Source organism: Caenimonas terrae, from assembly GCF_042655405.1.
In the GTDB taxonomy this organism is placed as follows: Bacteria; Pseudomonadota; Gammaproteobacteria; order Burkholderiales; family Burkholderiaceae_C; genus Ramlibacter; species Ramlibacter terrae_A.
In genome coordinates this window covers 1,324,032-1,340,434 of sequence record NZ_JBHSMF010000006.1, presented here as the reverse complement: position 1 = coordinate 1,340,434, position 16,403 = coordinate 1,324,032, and the positions used below count along the sequence as shown (strand labels likewise).

Below are 16,403 nucleotides of genomic sequence, written 5' to 3'. Positions count from 1 at the left end.
CCATGCCAAGCAAAGTATTCACCGGCGGGCGCATCCGCAAGGCCGAGTACGACACCGCCTCGCGCACGCTCGAGCTGCACTGGGACGACAAGTCCGTGCTGGCTTACAAGCACGTGCCCGAAGAGGTATACCGCCGGCTGTGCAGTGCGCCCAACCCGGCCACCTACTGGGAAGACCGGATCGCGGAGGAATATCCCAAGGGCCGGCCGAGCCGGCCCCCGGCCTCCGGCAAGAGCCTGAGCGACCTGTTCGGCGAGGCCGATGACGCAGGAACTTGAGGCGCTGTTGCGCAGTGGCGTCCGGCCGCGCGCGCTGCGCGACCTGGTGTCTGCGCGGCCGCTGTCGATCCTGGTGGCGGCGCCCCACCCGGACGACTTCGACGCCATCGCCCTGAGCCTGCGGCACCTGCACGGCCAGGGCCACCAGCTGCAGGTGGCGGTGCTCACCAGCGGCGCCAGCGGCGTCGACGACGGCTTCGGTGGCGCGGATGGGGAGGCGGCCAAGGCCGCGTTGCGCGAGGCGGAGCAGCGTGAGAGCTGCGCGTTCTTCGGCCTGGCGCCGCAACGACTGCACTTCCTGAGCCTGTGGGCGGCCGGCGCCGACGAGGCGGCCGACGCCGCGCGACTGCAAGCGTGGATGGCGCGGCACCGGGCCGACATCGTCTTCATGCCGCACGGCAACGACAGCAACGCCACCCACCGCCGCACCTACGCGACCGTCTGTGCGGCGGCCGCCGGGCTGGGGTGGAACGACAGCTGGGCCTGCCTCAACCAGGATGCCAAGACGCTGGAGATGCGCGTGGACCTGTTCCTCGACTACGACCAACCGGAAGCGGAATGGAAGGCCGCGCTGCTGCGCCATCATCGCTCGCAGCAGGCGCGCAACCTGCGCACGCGCGGCAGCGGCTTCGACCAGCGCGTGCTGCAGGTCAACCGGCAGGCGGCCGAGGCGCTGGGAACGCCGCGGCCCTATGCGGAGGTCTTCCAGCTGATGCGGCTGGGCGCCGGCCAATGAAGGCGTGCGCCTATTGCGCCAGCTGGTAGCGGGGCGGCTCCTTGGTGCCCACCATCGTGTAGTCGATCACGCCCATCACGTCGTCCACCAGGCCGATCGCGCGCTCCAGCGCCTGCGCCTGCTCACGCGACTGCACACAGCCCATCACCGTGATCAGCCGGCGCTCGCCCAGGATCCACAGGCTGGTGTCGTCGAAGCGGCCGTCCCGCTGCAGGTACTGCGCCACCCGCGGCACCAGCTCCTTGTCGTAGAGATAGGAGTTGGGCAGCCGGCAGCGTCCCGCGAGGTAGCAGCTGGTGCCATGCTGGGCCCGCACGTGGGCCGCCTTCTTGAGCTCCTCCTCGGTCATGCCGGGCGGCGCCGGCACCGGGCAGCCGGCAATCGCGGACGTGACGGGCAGGAAAGGATCCTCGAAGTAGTTCTTGCGCTCCTGCGCGCCGGCCAGGACCGGCAATGCAGCCAGGACCAGCAGCCAGCGCGCGCGCATCAGCGCCGACCCCAGCCGAAGGGCGCCTGGCCGCGCCAGTAGCGGATCACCAGCCAGCCGCCGAGCAGGCCGCCCAGGTGGGCGAAGTGGGCCACGCCGGCCTGGGTGCCGGTGACGCCGAGCGTCAGCTCGATCACGCCGTACACCAGCACGAACACCCAGGCCGGCATCGGGATCGGCGGGATCAGCAGCACGATGCGCCGCTGCGGAAACAGCATCGCGAATCCCATCAGCAGGCCGAACAGGCCGCCGGAGGCGCCCACGGTCGGCGAGAGGTTGCCGATCACGCTGGACACCAGCAGCTCCGCCAGCGCCGCCGCCAGCACGCTGGCCGCGTAGAACACCGCCAGCCGGCGCGGGCCCCAGACCCGCTCCAGCTCCGAACCGAACATCCACAGCCCGTACATGTTGAACGCCAGGTGCATCAGGCCGCCGTGCAGGAACGCGTAGGTGGCGAGCTGCCAGGGCATGAACTGGCCGGAGGCCAGCGGCCAGAGCGCGAACATGGCGGAGAAGCCGTCGCCCAGCGCCTCCTGCAGCAGGAAGGCCAGCACGTTGGCGGTGATCAGCAGCTTGGTCAGTGACATGTGCACACGATGGTTGTTGCCCCCACTTTATCCTGCGGGCGCGGACCGCGCAGTACAGTGCGTTCCACGGCATTTCCAGGAGCGAACATGGTCAAGGCGGTCGCCGTCACCCTTCTTCTTGCGCTGGCGGGCTGCTCCGGCCTGCCCCGGTACCAGTCCGCAGTCTCGGCCTGCGCGGCCGGCGAAGCCAGCTACGCCTGCCAGGTCGAGCGCTACCACAACGTCAACGTGGATTGACGAGCGGCTCGCAATCTTCGTTTCATTCAGCTGACGTTCATCGCGGGGGTCGCAGACTCGCCTTCATCCCAACTTGCTCCGTGAGGTGAAACCATGAAGACGAGCCTACGCTCCACCGGCACCGCAGCCGCGCTGCTGCTGTTGTCCATCGGCGCCACGCTGGCGTCCCAGTCCGCCTCCGCGCAATACGTGGATGGCCCCGGCCGGCCGGCCGTGGTGGCGCCGGGCGAGTTCCGCGGCGACCGCGACCGCGACCGCGACCGCCGGGAGCACCGCCGCGACGACCGCGGCCCCTGGATCTCGGACCTGACGCCGGCCCAGGGCGAGCGCGTCGGCGGCCGCGGCTTCACCCGGATTTCCGCGCGCTTCGGCGACGAGCGCAGCGGCGTCGATCCGGCTTCGGTGCTGCTGCGCATCGACGGCCGCGACGTGACCCGCCGGGCCCGGGTGGACGGCGACGACATCCGCTATGTCGACGACCTGCGGCCCGGCCGCCACGTGGCCGAACTGGTGGTGCGCGACCGAGCCGGCAACCCCACCCGCCGGGCCTGGGCCTTCGACGTGGTCGACCACGGCCGCCACGACCGCGACCACGGCGGCGAGCGGTGGTAACAGCGCAACAAGCCGGACGGCTGCCTGCCAACCGTTCAGCTTGCGTTCATCTGGCCGCGCTACGCTGACCCCATAACCAACCCACAGGAGTGATTCCATGAAACGTGCTGCCCTTCTCGCCCTGATCGCCACCGCGGCCGTCGCGGCCCAGGCCCAGCCGCAATTCCAGCAACCGGGCTTCGTCGACCGGGCCCGCGTCCAGTCGGTCGAGCCCCAGTACGAGAACGTCGCGTTGCCGCGCCAGGAATGCACCAGCCAGTGGGTCAGCGATGCGCGGCCGCCGGTCGGCAGCAGCGGCTACGGCGGCGCCCTCGTCGGCGGCCTGGCCGGCGGCATCCTGGGCAACCAGGTCGGCGGCGGCCACGGTCGCGAGGCCGCCACCGCTGCCGGCGCCGTGATCGGCGCCATCACCGGCGACCGCCTGGCGGCCAACAACCAGCCGCAGTACGAACAGGCCCAGCGCGAAGTGCGCAGCTGCCGCACGGTGCAGGACGTCCAGCAGCGCCTGACCGGCTACCGCGTCACCTACAGCTACGCGGGCCGCCAGTACGCCGCCTTCATGCGCGAGCAGCCGGGCGACACGCTGCCGGTGCGCGTCTCGGTCACGCCGGTGCAGGAGCGCTAGGCCTTTCGCTGCGGCCGGACGAGGGCGCTACATGCCGTGATGGCAGTGTCCCGCGCCGGCGTTCGCCACATCCGTGGCAGCCGGAACGCCGTCGTCCGCCAGGCCCGGTCCCACTTCGACCACGCCGGCCGTGGGCACAAGCGACGCCTTCGAGGTCAGGCCAGCGGTCACTGCGGACTTTTCGATCGACCCGGGCGGCGTTGCCGGCGCCACCGATATGGCTGCCAGGGCCAGGCCGCCGATCAGCGCGGCCCCCAGCGCGGCTGCGGTCCGCGGCCGCAGCCGCTCCGGGTTGCGCGCCGGCGCCGCGATGCCGCTTTCCATGTCGGCTTGGTGCTGGTGAACGAGGTAGCACATCTCAGGCTCCTTCACGAATCCTGCTGCCAGTATGGTTCGCCGGCGCGGCGATGCAAGGACCGGCCGCTACGCCCCGCGCGGCGCCTGCGCCAGCGCCAGCGCGAGCCGGGCGCCGACCTGCGCGTTGTGCCGCACCAGCGCGATGTTGGTGGCCAGGCTGCGGCCGCCGGTCAGCGCCTTGATCCGGTCCAGCAGGAAGGGCGTGAGCGCCTTGCCGCCGATGCCCTGCGTCTTGGCCTCGGCCAGCGCCTGCGCCGTGATGCCATCGATCTCCTCGCGCGCCATTGCATCCGCCGCCGGCACCGGCGTGCTCAGCACCACGCCACCGGCCAGCCCCAGGTCCCACTTGGTGCGGATGAAGCGGGCCTGGTCGGCCGGTGCGTCCAGCCGGTAGTCGGCCCGGTGGCCGCTGTCGCGGGTGTAGAACGCGGCGAAGTTGTCCTGTTCGCAGCTGAGCACCGGCACGCCGTGCGTCTCCAGGTATTCCAGCGTCAGCGCGATGTCCAGCACCGACTTGGCGCCGGCGCAGACCACCGCCACCGAAGTCTTCGCCAGTTCCTGCAGGTCGGCCGAGATGTCGAAGGTCTCCGGCGCGCCGCGGTGCACGCCGCCGATGCCGCCGGTGACGAACACCTCGATGCCGGCCAGCGCCGCGCAGATCATGGTGCCGGCCACCGTGGTGGCGCCCAGGCCGCCGCCGGCCAGCAGCGCCGGCAGGTCGCGCCGGCTCACCTTGGCGGCCTGGCCGGAGCGCCCCAGCAGTTCCAGTTCGTCGTCGGCCAGCCCGATGCGGATGCGCCCGCCGATGACGGCGATGGTGGCCGGTTCGGCGCCCAGCGCGCGGATCTCGGCTTCGACCGCGCGGGCGGTCTGCACGTTCTGCGGGTACGGCATGCCGTGGGCAATGATGGTGGACTCGAGCGCCACCAGCGGCCGGCCGGCCGCCTGCGCGGCTGCCACCGGCGCACTGTGCACCAGCCACGATCGGGACAGGTCGGAATGCATGGCGGCGACGGTAGCACGCGCGGCCTTGAAATCGCCGGGCCGGCCGCCAGATTCGGCACGCATCGGGACGAGCTGATGGAGGACGGTTGTGCAAGCCCGTGACAACAAGGCACCCCCGCTGCGGGGCTCGGAGGCGATCGAGGACGCGATCGAGGACGCGATCGCGCTGTATCTTGGCAATTTCGAGCTGCTGCTGGCCGCCCGCACGCCGGTGGTGGCGCGGCAGGTGCGCGACGACTTCGATGCGCTGGAGGCGGCGGTGGCGGCGCATGCGCCCTGGGCGCAGGCCGAACTGGCGCGTGTGCTGGCCGCGCACCTGCGGCTGTGCGAATCGCTGGGCGGCGACGCCGGCGAGCTGCTGCGCCTGCACGAGGGCCACACGCGGGTCGTCGGCAGTTTGCGCGCCGTCATCGTGGAGCGCCGACGGCCGCCCGACTGAGCCGCCGCTTCAGGCCGGCCGGTCCTGCGTTTCGGGCGGCGCCGGCAGCGGCCCGCCGGCGGCCAGCAGCAACAGGCGCATGCGCAACGGCCGGGCCCGCGCGCTGGTGCGGGAAACGGATGGCGTCGTCAAAGGTGGGCAATCCGGCCGGCTGGCGCTGGAGCGCGGGGCTCGGCCCCCGGCGCGTGGGCTTGACAGGCGCTGCGATCCGATATTAAAGTGATATCACTTTTACCGGAGGCACCATGACCGACTCCATCCACCCCGCGGCCCGCGCCGTCCGCCGCGAACTGCGCTACCGGTCCCTCAACGGCTACGCCGTGACGCTGGTCGCCGTGCTGCTGATCGGGCTCGGCGCCTACCTGCTGGTCCGGGTGCTGGCGCCGCCGCCGCTGGCGATCGTGCTGGTCATCGCCGGCGCGGTGCTGCTGCCCGGGCTGTACATGCTGCAGCCCAACGAAGGGATCATCCTCACGCTGTTCGGCCAGTACCTGGGCACGGACCGTAGCGAAGGCCTGCGCTGGACCAACCCGCTGCAAAGCGGCAAGAAGATCTCGCTGCGGGCGCGCAACCTCAACACGACGCCGCTGAAGGTCAACGACAAGCGCGGCAATCCGGTGGAGATCGGCGCCGCCGTGGTCTGGCGGGTGCGCGACACCGCGCAGGCGGTGTTCGAGATCGACGACTACACCAATTTCGTTGGCATCCAGGCCGAGGCCGCCATCCGCCACCTGGCGACGCTCTACGCCTACGACAGCGGCGAAGACCTGGAGCCGGACGAGACCACGCTGCGCGCCGGTCTGGACATCGTGGCCAACGCGCTCAAGGCCGAACTGAACCAGCGCTTCGCCAGCGCCGGCGTCGAGGTGCTGGACGCCAAGCTCACGCACCTGGCCTACGCGCCCGAGATCGCGCAGGTGATGCTGCGGCGCCAGCAGGCCACCGCCATCGTCAGCGCGCGCCACCAGATCGTCGCCGGCGCGGTCGGCATGGTCGAGGCGGCGCTCAACGGCCTGTCCGAGCGCAACCTGGTGGTGCTGGACGACGAGCGCAAGGCGGCCATGGTGTCCAACCTGCTGGTGGTGCTGTGCTCGGACAACGACGCCCAGCCGGTGATCAACACCGGCACGCTCTACACCTGAGGCCGCGCGCGGCGTCCCGGTCCCGAGATGGCCAGTCCCGGCAAGAAGGCCTTTCCGCTGCGCATCGATCCCGAGCTGTGGGCCGAGATCGAGCGGCTGGCCGCGCAGGACCTGCGCAGCGCCAATGCCGAGGTCGAGTTCCTGCTGCGCGAGGCGCTGGCGCGCCGCGGCCGGCTGCCCGCGCGCCCGGCCAACCCGGTCAGGAAGGAGAAGCCGACATGACGCATGCGGGATTGGCCGCGGCGTCGTCCGCAGCCTCGGCGCGGCCGGGCTTCCTGGCGAGCGGTGATGCGGGGCAGATGGTCTGGGTCGATCCGGCGCTGGAGATGGTGGTGGCCGTGACGTCGACGGTGTCGGCGGACAGCCAGCGGCGCGGGCAGGCGATCGGGCTGCTGCGCGCCGGGCTCGTCCCGGCCGCGCGCCGGCAGGCCGGGGACGAGCCGCGCTGATCAGATGCGGCTGGCGCTGGCGGCGTCGCGGCGGTTGGCGATCTCCACGGCCGGCTGGGCGGCCGGCACGGTGCCGCGCGAGATCGCGGCCGTCGCCGTCTGCACGGCGCGGTGGCTCTCGTGCTCGGCGCCGATCCAGGCCAGGGCCAGGATGGCGGCGATCGCGACGGCGGTGGCGAAGCGCACGCTCGCGGACACTTGCGACGGAACGGTGCGGCGGCTGGTTTGGGTCGTGTTCATCTTGTTCTCCGGCGAACCGACGTGGTTCGATGGAGTGGACTGTAGGGACCGGCCCGGCCCGGCGCGAGCGGTATGTGACGAACTGCAGGTTGGCGCGACGAACTGCAGAAAAAGGGGCGGCAACTGCGCCGGCTGGCGCCGCCCGGCCTGCAGCCGGGGTCGGCGGCGAGGCCCCTTGCTACTTACTGCAGCTTGATCTCGCCGTCGAAGGGCACGTTCAGCTTCAGGCCGGCGACCTCCAGCGTCATCCTGGCCGGGAAGCTCTCGCTGCCCTTGATCGCGCCGTCAGCGACCGCCTTGGCGACGGCCTGCTCGATCTCGCGCTGCGAGCTGACCCCCACCATCTTGAGGAACTTGCGGATGCTGATGTTGAAGACTTCTTCGTCCATGGGAACTCCTTCGCCGGAACCGGCGCATGGGCTCATTCTGCAACCTCGGCAGCATCGTCGTCGCCCTCGAGCTGCTGCAGCAGGTAAAGCCGCTGGTACAGGCCGTTGTCGATCTGCATCAGCTCGCCGTGCCTGCCGGCTTCGGCGATCCGGCCCTGGTTCAGCACCACGATCCGGTCGGCTTCGCGCACCGTCGACAGCCGGTGGGCGATCGCCACGATGGTGACCTGGCCGCGCAGCGCAGCCAGCGCGCGCTGCACCACCTGCTCGGTCTCCGAATCGATGTGGGATGTCGCTTCGTCCAGAAACAGGATGCGCGGCTGGCCGGCCAGCGCGCGGGCGATCGCCAGCAGCTGCTTCTGGCCGACCGACAGCCGGGCGCCGCCTTCGCCCAGCGGCGTGTCGTAGCCCTGCTCCAGCGCAACGATGAAGTCATGCGCATGGGCGGCCCTTGCGGCGGTCTCGATCTGCTGCTGGTCCAGCGGCCGGCCCATGGCGATGTTCTCGCGCGCGCTGGCCGCCAGCAGGAACGGCTCCTGCGGCACCAGCCCGACCCGTGCGCGGAAATGGCCCTCGGCGATCGCCTCCACCGGCGTGCCGTCCAGGCGGATCGCGCCCGGCCGCGCCGGATAGAAGCGCAGCAGCAGCGACAGCAGCGTGCTCTTGCCGCTGCCGGTGTGGCCGACGATGCCATAGAAGCTGCCGGGCGCGATCTTCAGGTCGATGTCGTGCAGCACCCGGCGCCCGGGCAGGTATTCGAAGTCCAGGTGGTCGATGGCGATGCCGCCGGCCGTCACCTCGCCGCGGTCGGCCGCCAGCGGCGCCTCCGCTTCCTTGAGCAGCACGTTGACCCGCGCGGCGCTCACCATCGCCTGCTGCAGCTGCGAGAACTGCATCGTGATCTGGGTCAGCGGTTCCACCACCCGGCCGATGTAGTTGATGAAGGCATAGAGCACGCCCACCTCCAGCGCGCTCAGCGCCGCGCCCTGGCCGCGGCTGCCGAACACCCAGATCACGATCGCCGTCAGCAGCACGTTCATGAAGTCCAGCACCGGCCGCAGCAGCCAGGCGTTGGCGCGCAGCGCGCTGTGGCGGGCCTGGTAGTGCGCCTCGTTGAGGTCGGCGAAGCGGCGGTTGAAGCGGCCGGCCGCGTTGCTGGCCTGCAGCACCGGCATGCCGTTGATCGATTCGGCCATCTGCGCGTTCAGCTCGCTGCGCAGCTCGCGGGTGCGCGCCACCGCCGGCGCCGACAGGCCCTGGTAGAGCACGATCACCAGCACCACCACCGGCACCAGCGTGGCCACGATCAGCATCAGCCGCCAGTCCAGCCACAGCATCGCCGCCAGCGCGCCCAGCAGCACGATCACGCTGTCCAGCATCACGAACAGCACCTGCACGTAGAGCGTCTTGACGGCTTCGGTGTCGTTGGTGACGCGGCTCACCAGCTGCCCGGTGATCGCCCGGTCGAAGAAGCTCATGGGCAGGCGCAGCACGTGGCCGTAGACGGTTTCGCGGATGCGCCGCACCGAGCGCATGGCCAGCCCGGCCAGCCGCGACAGCTGCAGGTAGCGCAGCCAGCTGGCCGCCATGCCGGCCGCCAGCGCGCCCGCCAGCAGGGCGGCGATGGCGGGCAGCTGCGGGTTGCGCGGCAGCAGGTAGTTGTCGATCAGGTACTTGCCGGCCAGCGGGCCAAAGGCTTCCAGCAGTGCGGCCAGCACCAGCCAGGCGACGCCGATGAAGACGTGCCGGCGCTCCGGCGCGGCGGCGCGCAGCAGCAGGCTGGCGGCGTCGCCGAAGGGCGCGCGGCGCGGCGGCTTGGGCACCGGCAGGACCGGCGTGGCGAGCGAATCAACCGGCATCGAGGCTGGCCTCCAGTTGCTGGTAGCGCCACTGGCGGGCATACCAGCCGTTGCCCGCGACCAGCGCGGCGTGGGTGCCGTGCTCGATGACGTGGCCGTCCCGCAGCACGACCGTCTCGTCGGCATCGGCCACGGTGCTCAGGCGGTGGCTGACGATGATCACCGTGCGGCCGACCCGGGCGTCGCGCAGATGCGCCAGGATCCGCGCCTCGGTGTCCGTGTCCACCGCGGACAGGGAGTCGTCCAGCAGCAGCAGCGGGGCGCCGGTGAGCAGCGCGCGGGCGATGGCCACCCGCTGGCGCTGGCCGCCCGAGAGCGTGACGCCGCGCTCGCCGACCGGCGTGTCGTAGCCCTGCGGCAGCAGCAGGATGTCGTCGTGCACCGCGGCCAGCCGGGCGGCGCGCTCGATCTCTTCGCGCCACGCCTGCGGGCGGGCCAGCGCGATGTTCTCCGCCACCGAGGCCGAGAACAGGAAGGCCTCCTGCGGCACCCAGGCGATGCCGGCGCGCAGCGCCTCCAGCGTGTAGTCGGGCAGGGCCACGCCGTTCCAGGTGAGCGTGCCGGCCGCCGGCGCGTCGTGCCGCATCAGCAGCTTGAGCAGCGTGGACTTGCCGGCGCCGGTGGGGCCGACCAGGCCCAGCGTGCGGCCCGGCTGCAACGCGATGGTCACGCCGTCCAGCGCAGGCTTGGGCTGGCCCGGATAGGAAAAGCGCACGCCCTCGGCGGCCAGCGGTCCCGGCGTGACCGCCGCCACCGTGCCGTGGTCGTCCACGCTCAGCGGCGTGTCCAGCACCGGCCGCAGCCGGCCCCATGCCGCCTTGCCGCGCTCCAGCAGCGAGAGCACCCATCCGGCCGCGAACATCGGCCAGATCAGGTGGCCCAGGTACAGGCTGAAGGCAGTGAGCTGGCCGACGGTGAGCTGGTCGTGCCAGACCAGCCAGCCGCCTACGCCCAGCGTCAATGCCGTGGCCGCGGCCAGCGTGAAGCCGACGGCCGGCTCGTAGGCCGCCTCCCAGCGCTGGGCGTCGAAGCTGGCGTCGGCAGCGGCGCCGGCCAGGCTGGAGAACTGCGCCTCGCTGCGTGCCAGCAGTCCCAGCGCGCGCACCGTGCGCACGCCGGCCAGCGTCTCCTGCACGTGGTCGTTGAGCGCGCCGAAGCGCTCCAGCGACAGGCGCGAGGCGTCGTGCACGTGGCGCGAGATCCGCCAGAAGCCCAGCGCCATCAGCGGGAACGGCAGCAGCGCGATCGCCGTCAGCCGCGCGTCCACGCCCAGCGACATCATCGCCACGATCAGCACCAGCGTCAGGCTGCCGTCGAAGCCGGCCAGCATGGCCTCGCCGGCCGCCATCTCCACCGCGTCGACGTCGTTGGTGGCCAGCGCCATCAGGTTGCCGGTGCGGCTGGTCTGGAAGAAGGCCGGCCCCTGCTCGGCCAGCCGCGCATAGAGGCGCTGGCGCAGTTCGAGGCCGAGCCGGTATGAGGCGGCGAACAGCCGCAGCCGCCAGCCGGCGCGCAGGAAGTAGACGATCACGCCTGCCACCAGCAGCCAGGCCAGCTCCTGCAGCAGCGCGGCGCCGTGCAGGCGGTTGGCCACCAGCGCGTCGATGACGCGGCCGATCTGGCGCGGGATCAGCACGATCAGCACCGCGATGCCGGCCAGCATTGCGCCCGACGACGCATAGGCGGACGAGTGGCGACGCAGGAACTGGCCGATCAGGCGGTAGAGGGTCACTGTGCGGATGGCGCGGCGCGCCTCGTGAGCGCGCCGCGTCGGGAAGGGAAAGCGGCGATTCTAGGCGGACCGGGCGCTGCGCGCTTCGCACGCCTGGCCGACGGGAGACGCAGCGGCGCGGAGATCCAGTCTTGAACTTAGAGACGCAGAAGAAGCGCAGAAGTCGCAGAAGTCTGTCAACGCAATGCCCGCAACACGTTCTCCGCGGTGGCCGGCGCGTCCAGCGCCACCGGCTGGCCGGGAGGGCGGGCGGAGGCGACGGCATCGCGCAGCGCCTCCCAGACGCTGATCGCCAGCATGAAGGGCGGCTCGCCGACGGCCTTGCTGCCGAACACGTTGTCCTCGCGGTTCGCTTCGGGCCACAGCGCGATCTTGAAGTGCGCCGGGATGTCGCCGGTGGCCGGGATCTTGTAGGTGCTGGGCGCGTGGGTGGAAAGATGGCCCTTGTCGTTCCACACCAGCTGCTCGGTCGTCAGCCAGCCCATGCCCTGCACGAAGCCGCCCTCGATCTGGCCGATGTCGATCGCCGGGTTGATGCTGGTGCCGACGTCGTGCAGGATGTCCACCTTCAGCACCCGGCTCTCGCCGGTCAGCGTGTCGATCGCCACTTCCGAGCAGGCGGCGCCGTACGCGAAATAGAAGAACGGCCGGCCGGTCAGCGTCACCTTGTCGTAGTGGATCTTGGGTGTTCGGTAGAAGCCGTCGCTCCACAGCTGGATGCGGTTGGCGTAGGCCGCCTTCACCACCTCGTCGAAGCTGCGGGTCGACTTGGGCGAGATCACCGAGCCGTTCTGGAAGCGCACGGCGCCGGCGCCGCAGCCGTCCAGCCCGCTGACGAAGGCCGCCAGGTTGTCGCGCACGTTGCGGGCGGCGTATTGCGCGGCGCGGCCGTTCAGGTCGGTGCCGCTGGAGGCCGCGGTGGCGGAGGCGTTGGGCACCTTGCTGGTGTCGGCCGCGGTGCTGCGCACCCGCTCGAAGGGCACGCCCAGCTCGTTGGCGACGATCTGCGCCACCTTGGTGTTCAGGCCCTGGCCCATCTCGGTGCCGCCGTGGTTCACCTGCACGCTGCCGTCGGTATAGACATGGACCAGCGCGCCGGCCTGGTTGAAGAAGGTGGCGGTGAAGCTGATGCCGAACTTGACCGGCGTGATGGCGATGCCGCGCTTGATGACGGGACTGGCGGCGTTCCACTGCGCGACGGCGGCGCGCCGCGTTGCGTAATCGCTGGTCTGCGCCAGCTGCGTGATCAGCGGCTCCAGGATGTTGTCCTCCACCTTCATCTGGTAGTGGGTGGTGTTGCGCTCCTCGATGCCGTACAGGTTGCGCATCCGCACCGCCAGCGGGTCCAGCCCCAGCGTGCGCGCGATGTCGCCCAGGATGGCCTCGATCACGATCACGCCCTGAGGGCCGCCGAAGCCGCGGAAGGCCGTGTGGCTCTGGGTGTTGGTCTTGCAGCGATAGGAGGCGATCTCGACGTCGCTGAGGTAATAGGCGTTGTCGGTGTGGAAGACCGCGCGGTCCGCCACCGGGCCCGACAGGTCCGCCGAGAAGCCGCAGTTGGCCAGCATGGCGAGCTTGAGCGCCGTGATGCGGCCGCTGTCGTCGAAGCCGACGCTGTAGTCATACGCGAACGGGTGGCGCTTGCCGGTGATCATGAAATCGTCGTCGCGGTCCAGCCGCATCTTGACCGGCCGGCCGAACTTCTTCGCCGCCAGCGCGGCCCAGACCGCGAGGTGGCCGGCCTGCGTCTCCTTGCCGCCGAAGCCGCCGCCCATGCGCCGGCACTGCACCGTGATGGCGTTGTTCTCCAGGCCCAGCGCGTGGGCGACCCAGTGCTGCACCTCGCCCGGGTGCTGGGTGCTGGAATGGATCCACCACTGGTTCTGCTCCAGCGGCAGCGCGTACGCCACCTGGCCTTCCAGGTAGAAATGTTCCTGGCCGCCGACTTCCAGTTGGCCCGTCAGCGTGTGCGGTGAATTCTCCAGCGCCGACTCGGGCTCGCCGCGCCGCACGATCACCGGCGGCAGCACGTAGCTCCTGGCGGCGTGGGCCGCGCGCGGCGTCAGCACCGGCGGCAGCGGGTCGATCTTGACCTGCACCTTGCGGGCCGCGCGGCGAGCCTGCATCACCGTGTCGGCGACCACCAGGCCGATCACCTGGCCGATGTGCTGCACGCTGTCCGTGGCGAACACCGGTTCGTCGTGGACGAAAGTCGCCAGCAGCCTGTCGCCGGGAATGTCCGCGCCGAGCACGACCCCGCGCACGCCGGGCATGGTGAGTGCGGCCTTGGCGTCGACGCCGAGCAGCTTGCCGTGGGCGACGGTGGAGAGGATGGGCGCCGCGTGCAGCGTCCCCTTCACCTCCGGAATGTCGTCGACGTAGGTCGCTGCGCCGGATACCTGCGCGCGCGCGCTCTCATGGGCGCGCGAGACGCCGGCCGGCGGGCCGCCGAGCGCCGGTGCGTGCGGCGAGAGCGTCGCCGGCGCGAGGTTGCGCTCGCCCGCGTCCGCCGCGCCGCCGGGGCCGCCGCCGGTGGCGGCGTCGAATTCCTTGTCGCGGGCGGTCATGCGCCGGCCCCGATGTTGTCATGCCGGGTCAAGCCCGGAATGACGGCCAGTTCCAGGTTGATGTTCTCCACCCCCTGGCTCTCCAGCCAGAAGCGCCGCATCAGGTTGCCCAGCACCTCGGTGCGGTAGCCGGCCGAAGCGCGCATGTCGGAGATCGGGCGGAACTCGGCGCGCAGCACCACCGCCGCTTCCTGCGCCGCCGCCTGCGTCCAGGGCTTGCCGAGCAGCAGCGATTCGGTGGCGGCGGCGCGGATGGGCGTGGCAGCGACGCCGCCGGCGCCGATGCCGATCGACGCGACCACATCGCCTTCCAGCCGCATGTTGACCACCAGGCAGACGGCTGAGATGTCGTCGTCGAAGCGCTTGGAGATCTTGTAGGCGCGCAGGAACTCGCCGGCTTGCGGCCGCGGCACCTTGATCCAGGCCACCACCTCGTCGGGCGCCAGCACGGTCTTGCGGTAGCCGCTGTAGAACTGCTCCAGCGGCAGCTCGCGGTGACCGCGCGCGCTCATGAGGACGACGTTGGCACCTAGCGCGATCAGCAGCGGCATCGAGTCGCCGATCGGCGAACCGTTGGCGACGTTGCCGCCCAGCGTGCCCGAGTTGCGCACCGGCAGGCCGGCAAAGCGCTGGGCGAAAGTCTTGAGCTGGGGCCGCTCCTGCACCAGCGCGTCGAAGGCATCCGTCAGCGTGGCGGCGGCGCCGATCGCGATGTGCCTGTCGTAGTGCTCGACGCGCTTGAGTTCCCGGACCTGCGTGACGTCCAGGACGCTGTCGAAGGTCATGTGCAGCTTGGTCCCCCACAGCCCGACGTCGGTGCAGCCGGCGACGATCTGGGCCTGGGGGTGCGAGGCGCGCAGGGCGAGCAACTGCTGCAAGGACTTGGGCAACAGATAGGCCGTTCGGGCTGAAAAACCCGTTCGCGCTGAGCTTGTCGAAGTGCTCGCGAGGGCTTCGACAGGCTCAGCCCGAACGCAGGCGAGGGCGCGGAGCTGCCGCACCAGCGCTTTCTCGTCCACCTTCACCGCCGGCAGTGTTTCCATCTGCTGGGCGGCGTCGAAGATCGGCCGGTAGCCGGTGCAGCGGCACAGGTTGCCCGACAGTTCCTCCTGCGCCACCTCCCGGGTGATGGCGGGAGGACTGGCACTGAGCGCCGCTGGGCTGCCCCGAGGCGCGAAGGCCCCCTCAGGGGGCAGCGAAGTACACGTAGTGACGAGCGTGGGGGCAATGTACTTCTGGTATATGCCGAACAGGCTCATGACGAAGCCCGGCGTGCAGAAACCGCATTGCGAGCCGTGGCAGCGCACCATCGCCTCCTGCGCCGGATGCAGGGTGCCGTCGGCGCCGGCGATGTCCTCCACCGCCCACACCGCCATGCCCTGCACCGAATGGGCGAGCCTGATGCAGCTGTTGATGGCGCGGTACCTGATGCAGTCGCCCTCGAGCTCACCGATCACCACCGTGCACGCACCACAGTCGCCCTCGCCGCAACCCTCCTTGGTGCCGGTGGCCCCCAGGTCCTCGCGCAGCACTTCCAGCAGCGTCCGCCCGGGTGGTACATTGCCCAGCGTCACCGGCTGGCCGCGGCGGATGAAGGCGAGAGGGCTGGTTTCCATGGGTGGCTTGGTCGAGAAGGGTCCGGCGTGGTCCGCCTGGGTAGCAAGGGTAGTGCTGCCCCGCGCACTGCAGCATAAGCAATGCCATATGGGAAGAATGCAGCCCCCGGTATGAGAGATCAAGCACTTTTCGACAAGATCGACCTCCACCTCATCAGGGTCTTGCACACCGTGCTCACCGAACGCAGTGTCTCCCGCGCCGCCTTGCGGCTCGGCATGCATCAGCCGGCCGTCTCCGCCGCGCTCAAGCGCCTGCGCGAGCTGGCCGGCGACCCCTTGCTGGTGCGCTCGGGCGCCGGCATGGTGCCCACCGACGCCGGGCTGCGGATGGTGGAGCCGGCCGCCGGCATCCTGCGCGGCGCCGAGGTGCTGTTCAGCGACGCGCGCGGCTTCGACCCGCTGACGGCGACGCAGACCTTCCGCCTCGCGGCCAGCGACTACCTCGATCCGCAGTTCCTGCCGCAGCTGGTGGCGCGGCTCAAGGCCAGCGCGCCGCTGACCCGCATCGAGATCCATCCGCTGTCGGCCGATTCGAACTACGCGGCGCAGCTGGCGCAGGGCGACATCGACGTGGTGATCGGCAACTGGCTGCGCCCGCCCGAGGAACTGCACCGCGGCGAGCTGTTCACCGACGACGTGGTCTGCCTGGTGGCCAGGGACCATCCGGCCGTGCGCCGCCGCTGGAGCGAGCAGGACTGGCTGGAGGCGGAGCACGTCGCGCCGACGCCCACCCATCCCGGCGCGCTGGGCGTGATCGACGAGCACCTGGCGGGCCTGGGCCTGGCGCGCAACATCATGGCCCGCTGCGCCCATTTCGGCCTGATCCCGTCGATGGTGGCCTCCAGCCTGCTGGTGCTGACCACCGGCCGCCATTTCTGCGCCCGCTATGTCGGACGGCTGCCGGTGGCGGTGCTCGAATGCCCGATCGCATTTCCCAAGCTCACGTACTACCAGCTGTGGCACGAGCGCAGCCATGCGTCGCAGGCCGCGAAGTGGCTGCGCTTGCAGGTGCGGACGGTGGCGCAGGGGCTCAGGGCAGAATAGCG

21 protein-coding genes are annotated in these 16,403 nt (G+C 70.9%); 10 read left to right on the top strand and 11 right to left on the bottom strand.

What is annotated here, in order from left to right:
* Positions 1–2: 2 nt before the first annotated feature.
* Together ACFPOE_RS13340 and ACFPOE_RS13335 are read left to right on the top strand one after the other, a co-directional pair.
* A complete protein-coding gene (locus tag ACFPOE_RS13340; protein ID WP_376850574.1) occupies positions 3–278 on the top strand; it encodes a KTSC domain-containing protein in 276 nt (91 codons plus the stop codon).
* Entirely contained in the window at positions 262–1,014 is a 753-nt protein-coding gene (locus ACFPOE_RS13335) for a PIG-L deacetylase family protein (RefSeq protein ID WP_376850573.1), read from the top strand. The genes ACFPOE_RS13340 and ACFPOE_RS13335 overlap by 17 nt, the downstream gene beginning before the upstream one ends.
* A 10-nt stretch (positions 1,015–1,024) precedes the next feature.
* Here ACFPOE_RS13335 and ACFPOE_RS13330 read toward each other — a convergent pair whose 3' ends face one another.
* Together ACFPOE_RS13330 and ACFPOE_RS13325 are read right to left on the bottom strand one after the other, a co-directional pair.
* A complete protein-coding gene (locus ACFPOE_RS13330) occupies positions 1,025–1,501 on the bottom strand; it encodes a BON domain-containing protein (RefSeq protein ID WP_376850572.1) in 477 nt (158 codons plus the stop codon).
* A complete protein-coding gene (locus tag ACFPOE_RS13325; RefSeq protein ID WP_376850654.1) occupies positions 1,501–2,082 on the bottom strand; it encodes a rhomboid family intramembrane serine protease in 582 nt (193 codons plus the stop codon). The genes ACFPOE_RS13330 and ACFPOE_RS13325 overlap by 1 nt, the downstream gene beginning before the upstream one ends.
* 93 nt (positions 2,083–2,175) lie before the next feature.
* On the opposite strand from ACFPOE_RS13325, the gene ACFPOE_RS13320 reads away from it, so the two are divergent.
* The 3 genes from ACFPOE_RS13320 to ACFPOE_RS13310 all read left to right on the top strand — a co-directional run bounded on the left by ACFPOE_RS13320 (position 2,176) and on the right by ACFPOE_RS13310 (position 3,562).
* Entirely contained in the window at positions 2,176–2,325 is a 150-nt protein-coding gene (locus ACFPOE_RS13320) for a hypothetical protein (RefSeq protein WP_376850571.1), read from the top strand.
* A 93-nt stretch (positions 2,326–2,418) separates the two neighbouring features.
* Positions 2,419–2,937 (top strand): hypothetical protein, encoded by a 519-nt coding sequence (locus ACFPOE_RS13315; protein ID WP_376850570.1) that lies wholly within the window; start codon positions 2,419–2,421, stop codon positions 2,935–2,937.
* A 97-nt stretch (positions 2,938–3,034) separates the two neighbouring features.
* A complete protein-coding gene (locus tag ACFPOE_RS13310; RefSeq protein WP_376850569.1) occupies positions 3,035–3,562 on the top strand; it encodes a glycine zipper 2TM domain-containing protein in 528 nt (175 codons plus the stop codon).
* A gap of 27 nt (positions 3,563–3,589) precedes the next feature.
* On the opposite strand, the gene ACFPOE_RS13305 is transcribed toward ACFPOE_RS13310, so the two are convergent.
* A complete protein-coding gene (locus ACFPOE_RS13305) occupies positions 3,590–3,919 on the bottom strand; it encodes a hypothetical protein (protein WP_376850568.1) in 330 nt (109 codons plus the stop codon).
* Between the two features lie 66 nt (positions 3,920–3,985).
* Complete coding sequence (locus ACFPOE_RS13300) at positions 3,986–4,924, bottom strand: pseudouridine-5'-phosphate glycosidase (protein ID WP_376850567.1); 939 nt, start codon at positions 4,922–4,924, stop codon at positions 3,986–3,988.
* Between the two features lie 88 nt (positions 4,925–5,012).
* Here ACFPOE_RS13300 and ACFPOE_RS13295 point away from each other — a divergent pair, with 88 nt between their 5' ends.
* Complete coding sequence (locus tag ACFPOE_RS13295) at positions 5,013–5,363, top strand: hypothetical protein (RefSeq protein ID WP_376850566.1); 351 nt, start codon at positions 5,013–5,015, stop codon at positions 5,361–5,363.
* 9 nt (positions 5,364–5,372) lie between these two features.
* Here the strand turns inward: ACFPOE_RS13295 and ACFPOE_RS13290 are convergent, their stop codons facing one another.
* On the bottom strand, positions 5,373–5,495 hold the full coding sequence (locus ACFPOE_RS13290) for a hypothetical protein (RefSeq protein ID WP_376850565.1): 123 nt from the start codon (positions 5,493–5,495) through the stop codon (positions 5,373–5,375).
* A 113-nt stretch (positions 5,496–5,608) separates the two neighbouring features.
* Here ACFPOE_RS13290 and ACFPOE_RS13285 point away from each other — a divergent pair, with 113 nt between their 5' ends.
* Genes ACFPOE_RS13285 through ACFPOE_RS13275 form a run of 3 tightly spaced genes read left to right on the top strand, consistent with a single transcriptional unit; the run spans position 5,609 to position 6,954 of the window.
* Positions 5,609–6,505, top strand: coding sequence for an SPFH domain-containing protein (locus ACFPOE_RS13285; RefSeq protein ID WP_376850564.1), 897 nt, complete (start codon positions 5,609–5,611; stop codon positions 6,503–6,505).
* A 27-nt stretch (positions 6,506–6,532) separates the two neighbouring features.
* A complete protein-coding gene (locus ACFPOE_RS13280) occupies positions 6,533–6,727 on the top strand; it encodes a type II toxin-antitoxin system antitoxin (RefSeq protein ID WP_376850563.1) in 195 nt (64 codons plus the stop codon).
* Positions 6,724–6,954 (top strand): hypothetical protein, encoded by a 231-nt coding sequence (locus tag ACFPOE_RS13275; protein ID WP_376850562.1) that lies wholly within the window; start codon positions 6,724–6,726, stop codon positions 6,952–6,954. Before ACFPOE_RS13280 ends, ACFPOE_RS13275 begins: the two co-directional genes overlap by 4 nt.
* Here ACFPOE_RS13275 and ACFPOE_RS13270 read toward each other — a convergent pair whose 3' ends face one another.
* From ACFPOE_RS13270 to xdhA, 6 genes are all read right to left on the bottom strand, one after another.
* The gene (locus ACFPOE_RS13270; protein ID WP_376850561.1) at positions 6,955–7,194 is read right to left on the bottom strand and encodes a hypothetical protein; all 240 of its coding nucleotides are present in this window, start codon (positions 7,192–7,194) and stop codon (positions 6,955–6,957) included.
* Between the two features lie 182 nt (positions 7,195–7,376).
* On the bottom strand, positions 7,377–7,583 hold the full coding sequence (locus tag ACFPOE_RS13265; RefSeq protein ID WP_376850560.1) for a DUF6494 family protein: 207 nt from the start codon (positions 7,581–7,583) through the stop codon (positions 7,377–7,379).
* A gap of 32 nt (positions 7,584–7,615) precedes the next feature.
* On the bottom strand, positions 7,616–9,442 hold the full coding sequence (locus ACFPOE_RS13260) for an ABC transporter ATP-binding protein (RefSeq protein WP_376850559.1): 1,827 nt from the start codon (positions 9,440–9,442) through the stop codon (positions 7,616–7,618).
* The gene (locus ACFPOE_RS13255) at positions 9,432–11,174 is read right to left on the bottom strand and encodes an ABC transporter ATP-binding protein (RefSeq protein ID WP_376850558.1); all 1,743 of its coding nucleotides are present in this window, start codon (positions 11,172–11,174) and stop codon (positions 9,432–9,434) included. Before ACFPOE_RS13255 ends, ACFPOE_RS13260 begins: the two co-directional genes overlap by 11 nt.
* A 176-nt stretch (positions 11,175–11,350) precedes the next feature.
* Positions 11,351–13,741: a xanthine dehydrogenase molybdopterin binding subunit gene (gene xdhB / locus ACFPOE_RS13250; protein ID WP_376850557.1), complete on the bottom strand. Its 2,391-nt coding sequence runs from the start codon at positions 13,739–13,741 to the stop codon at positions 11,351–11,353.
* Positions 13,738–15,357, bottom strand: coding sequence for a xanthine dehydrogenase small subunit (gene xdhA / locus ACFPOE_RS13245; RefSeq protein ID WP_376850556.1), 1,620 nt, complete (start codon positions 15,355–15,357; stop codon positions 13,738–13,740). The genes xdhB and xdhA overlap by 4 nt, the downstream gene beginning before the upstream one ends.
* Positions 15,358–15,468: 111 nt before the next feature.
* On the opposite strand from xdhA, the gene ACFPOE_RS13240 reads away from it, so the two are divergent.
* Positions 15,469–16,401, top strand: a complete 933-nt coding sequence (locus ACFPOE_RS13240; protein ID WP_376850555.1) for a LysR family transcriptional regulator — start codon at positions 15,469–15,471, stop codon at positions 16,399–16,401.
* Positions 16,402–16,403: the final 2 nt, after the last annotated feature.

Bases quoted from the DNA above. Each gene is read 5' to 3' on its own strand.
- ACFPOE_RS13285 (WP_376850564.1), top strand. From the start codon at position 5,609: ATGACCGACTCCATCCACCCCGCGGCCCGCGCCGTCCGCCGCGAACTG.
- ACFPOE_RS13265 (WP_376850560.1), bottom strand. From the start codon at position 7,583: ATGGACGAAGAAGTCTTCAACATCAGCATCCGCAAGTTCCTCAAGATG.
- ACFPOE_RS13335 (WP_376850573.1), top strand. From the start codon at position 262: ATGACGCAGGAACTTGAGGCGCTGTTGCGCAGTGGCGTCCGGCCGCGC.
- ACFPOE_RS13270 (WP_376850561.1), bottom strand. From the start codon at position 7,194: ATGAACACGACCCAAACCAGCCGCCGCACCGTTCCGTCGCAAGTGTCC.
- ACFPOE_RS13305 (WP_376850568.1), bottom strand. From the start codon at position 3,919: ATGTGCTACCTCGTTCACCAGCACCAAGCCGACATGGAAAGCGGCATC.
- xdhB (WP_376850557.1), bottom strand. From the start codon at position 13,741: ATGACCGCCCGCGACAAGGAATTCGACGCCGCCACCGGCGGCGGCCCC.
- xdhA (WP_376850556.1), bottom strand. From the start codon at position 15,357: ATGGAAACCAGCCCTCTCGCCTTCATCCGCCGCGGCCAGCCGGTGACG.
- ACFPOE_RS13260 (WP_376850559.1), bottom strand. From the start codon at position 9,442: ATGCCGGTTGATTCGCTCGCCACGCCGGTCCTGCCGGTGCCCAAGCCG.
- ACFPOE_RS13280 (WP_376850563.1), top strand. From the start codon at position 6,533: ATGGCCAGTCCCGGCAAGAAGGCCTTTCCGCTGCGCATCGATCCCGAG.
- ACFPOE_RS13340 (WP_376850574.1), top strand. From the start codon at position 3: ATGCCAAGCAAAGTATTCACCGGCGGGCGCATCCGCAAGGCCGAGTAC.
- ACFPOE_RS13315 (WP_376850570.1), top strand. From the start codon at position 2,419: ATGAAGACGAGCCTACGCTCCACCGGCACCGCAGCCGCGCTGCTGCTG.
- ACFPOE_RS13240 (WP_376850555.1), top strand. From the start codon at position 15,469: ATGAGAGATCAAGCACTTTTCGACAAGATCGACCTCCACCTCATCAGG.
- ACFPOE_RS13275 (WP_376850562.1), top strand. From the start codon at position 6,724: ATGACGCATGCGGGATTGGCCGCGGCGTCGTCCGCAGCCTCGGCGCGG.
- ACFPOE_RS13310 (WP_376850569.1), top strand. From the start codon at position 3,035: ATGAAACGTGCTGCCCTTCTCGCCCTGATCGCCACCGCGGCCGTCGCG.
- ACFPOE_RS13300 (WP_376850567.1), bottom strand. From the start codon at position 4,924: ATGCATTCCGACCTGTCCCGATCGTGGCTGGTGCACAGTGCGCCGGTG.
- ACFPOE_RS13320 (WP_376850571.1), top strand. From the start codon at position 2,176: ATGGTCAAGGCGGTCGCCGTCACCCTTCTTCTTGCGCTGGCGGGCTGC.
- ACFPOE_RS13330 (WP_376850572.1), bottom strand. From the start codon at position 1,501: ATGCGCGCGCGCTGGCTGCTGGTCCTGGCTGCATTGCCGGTCCTGGCC.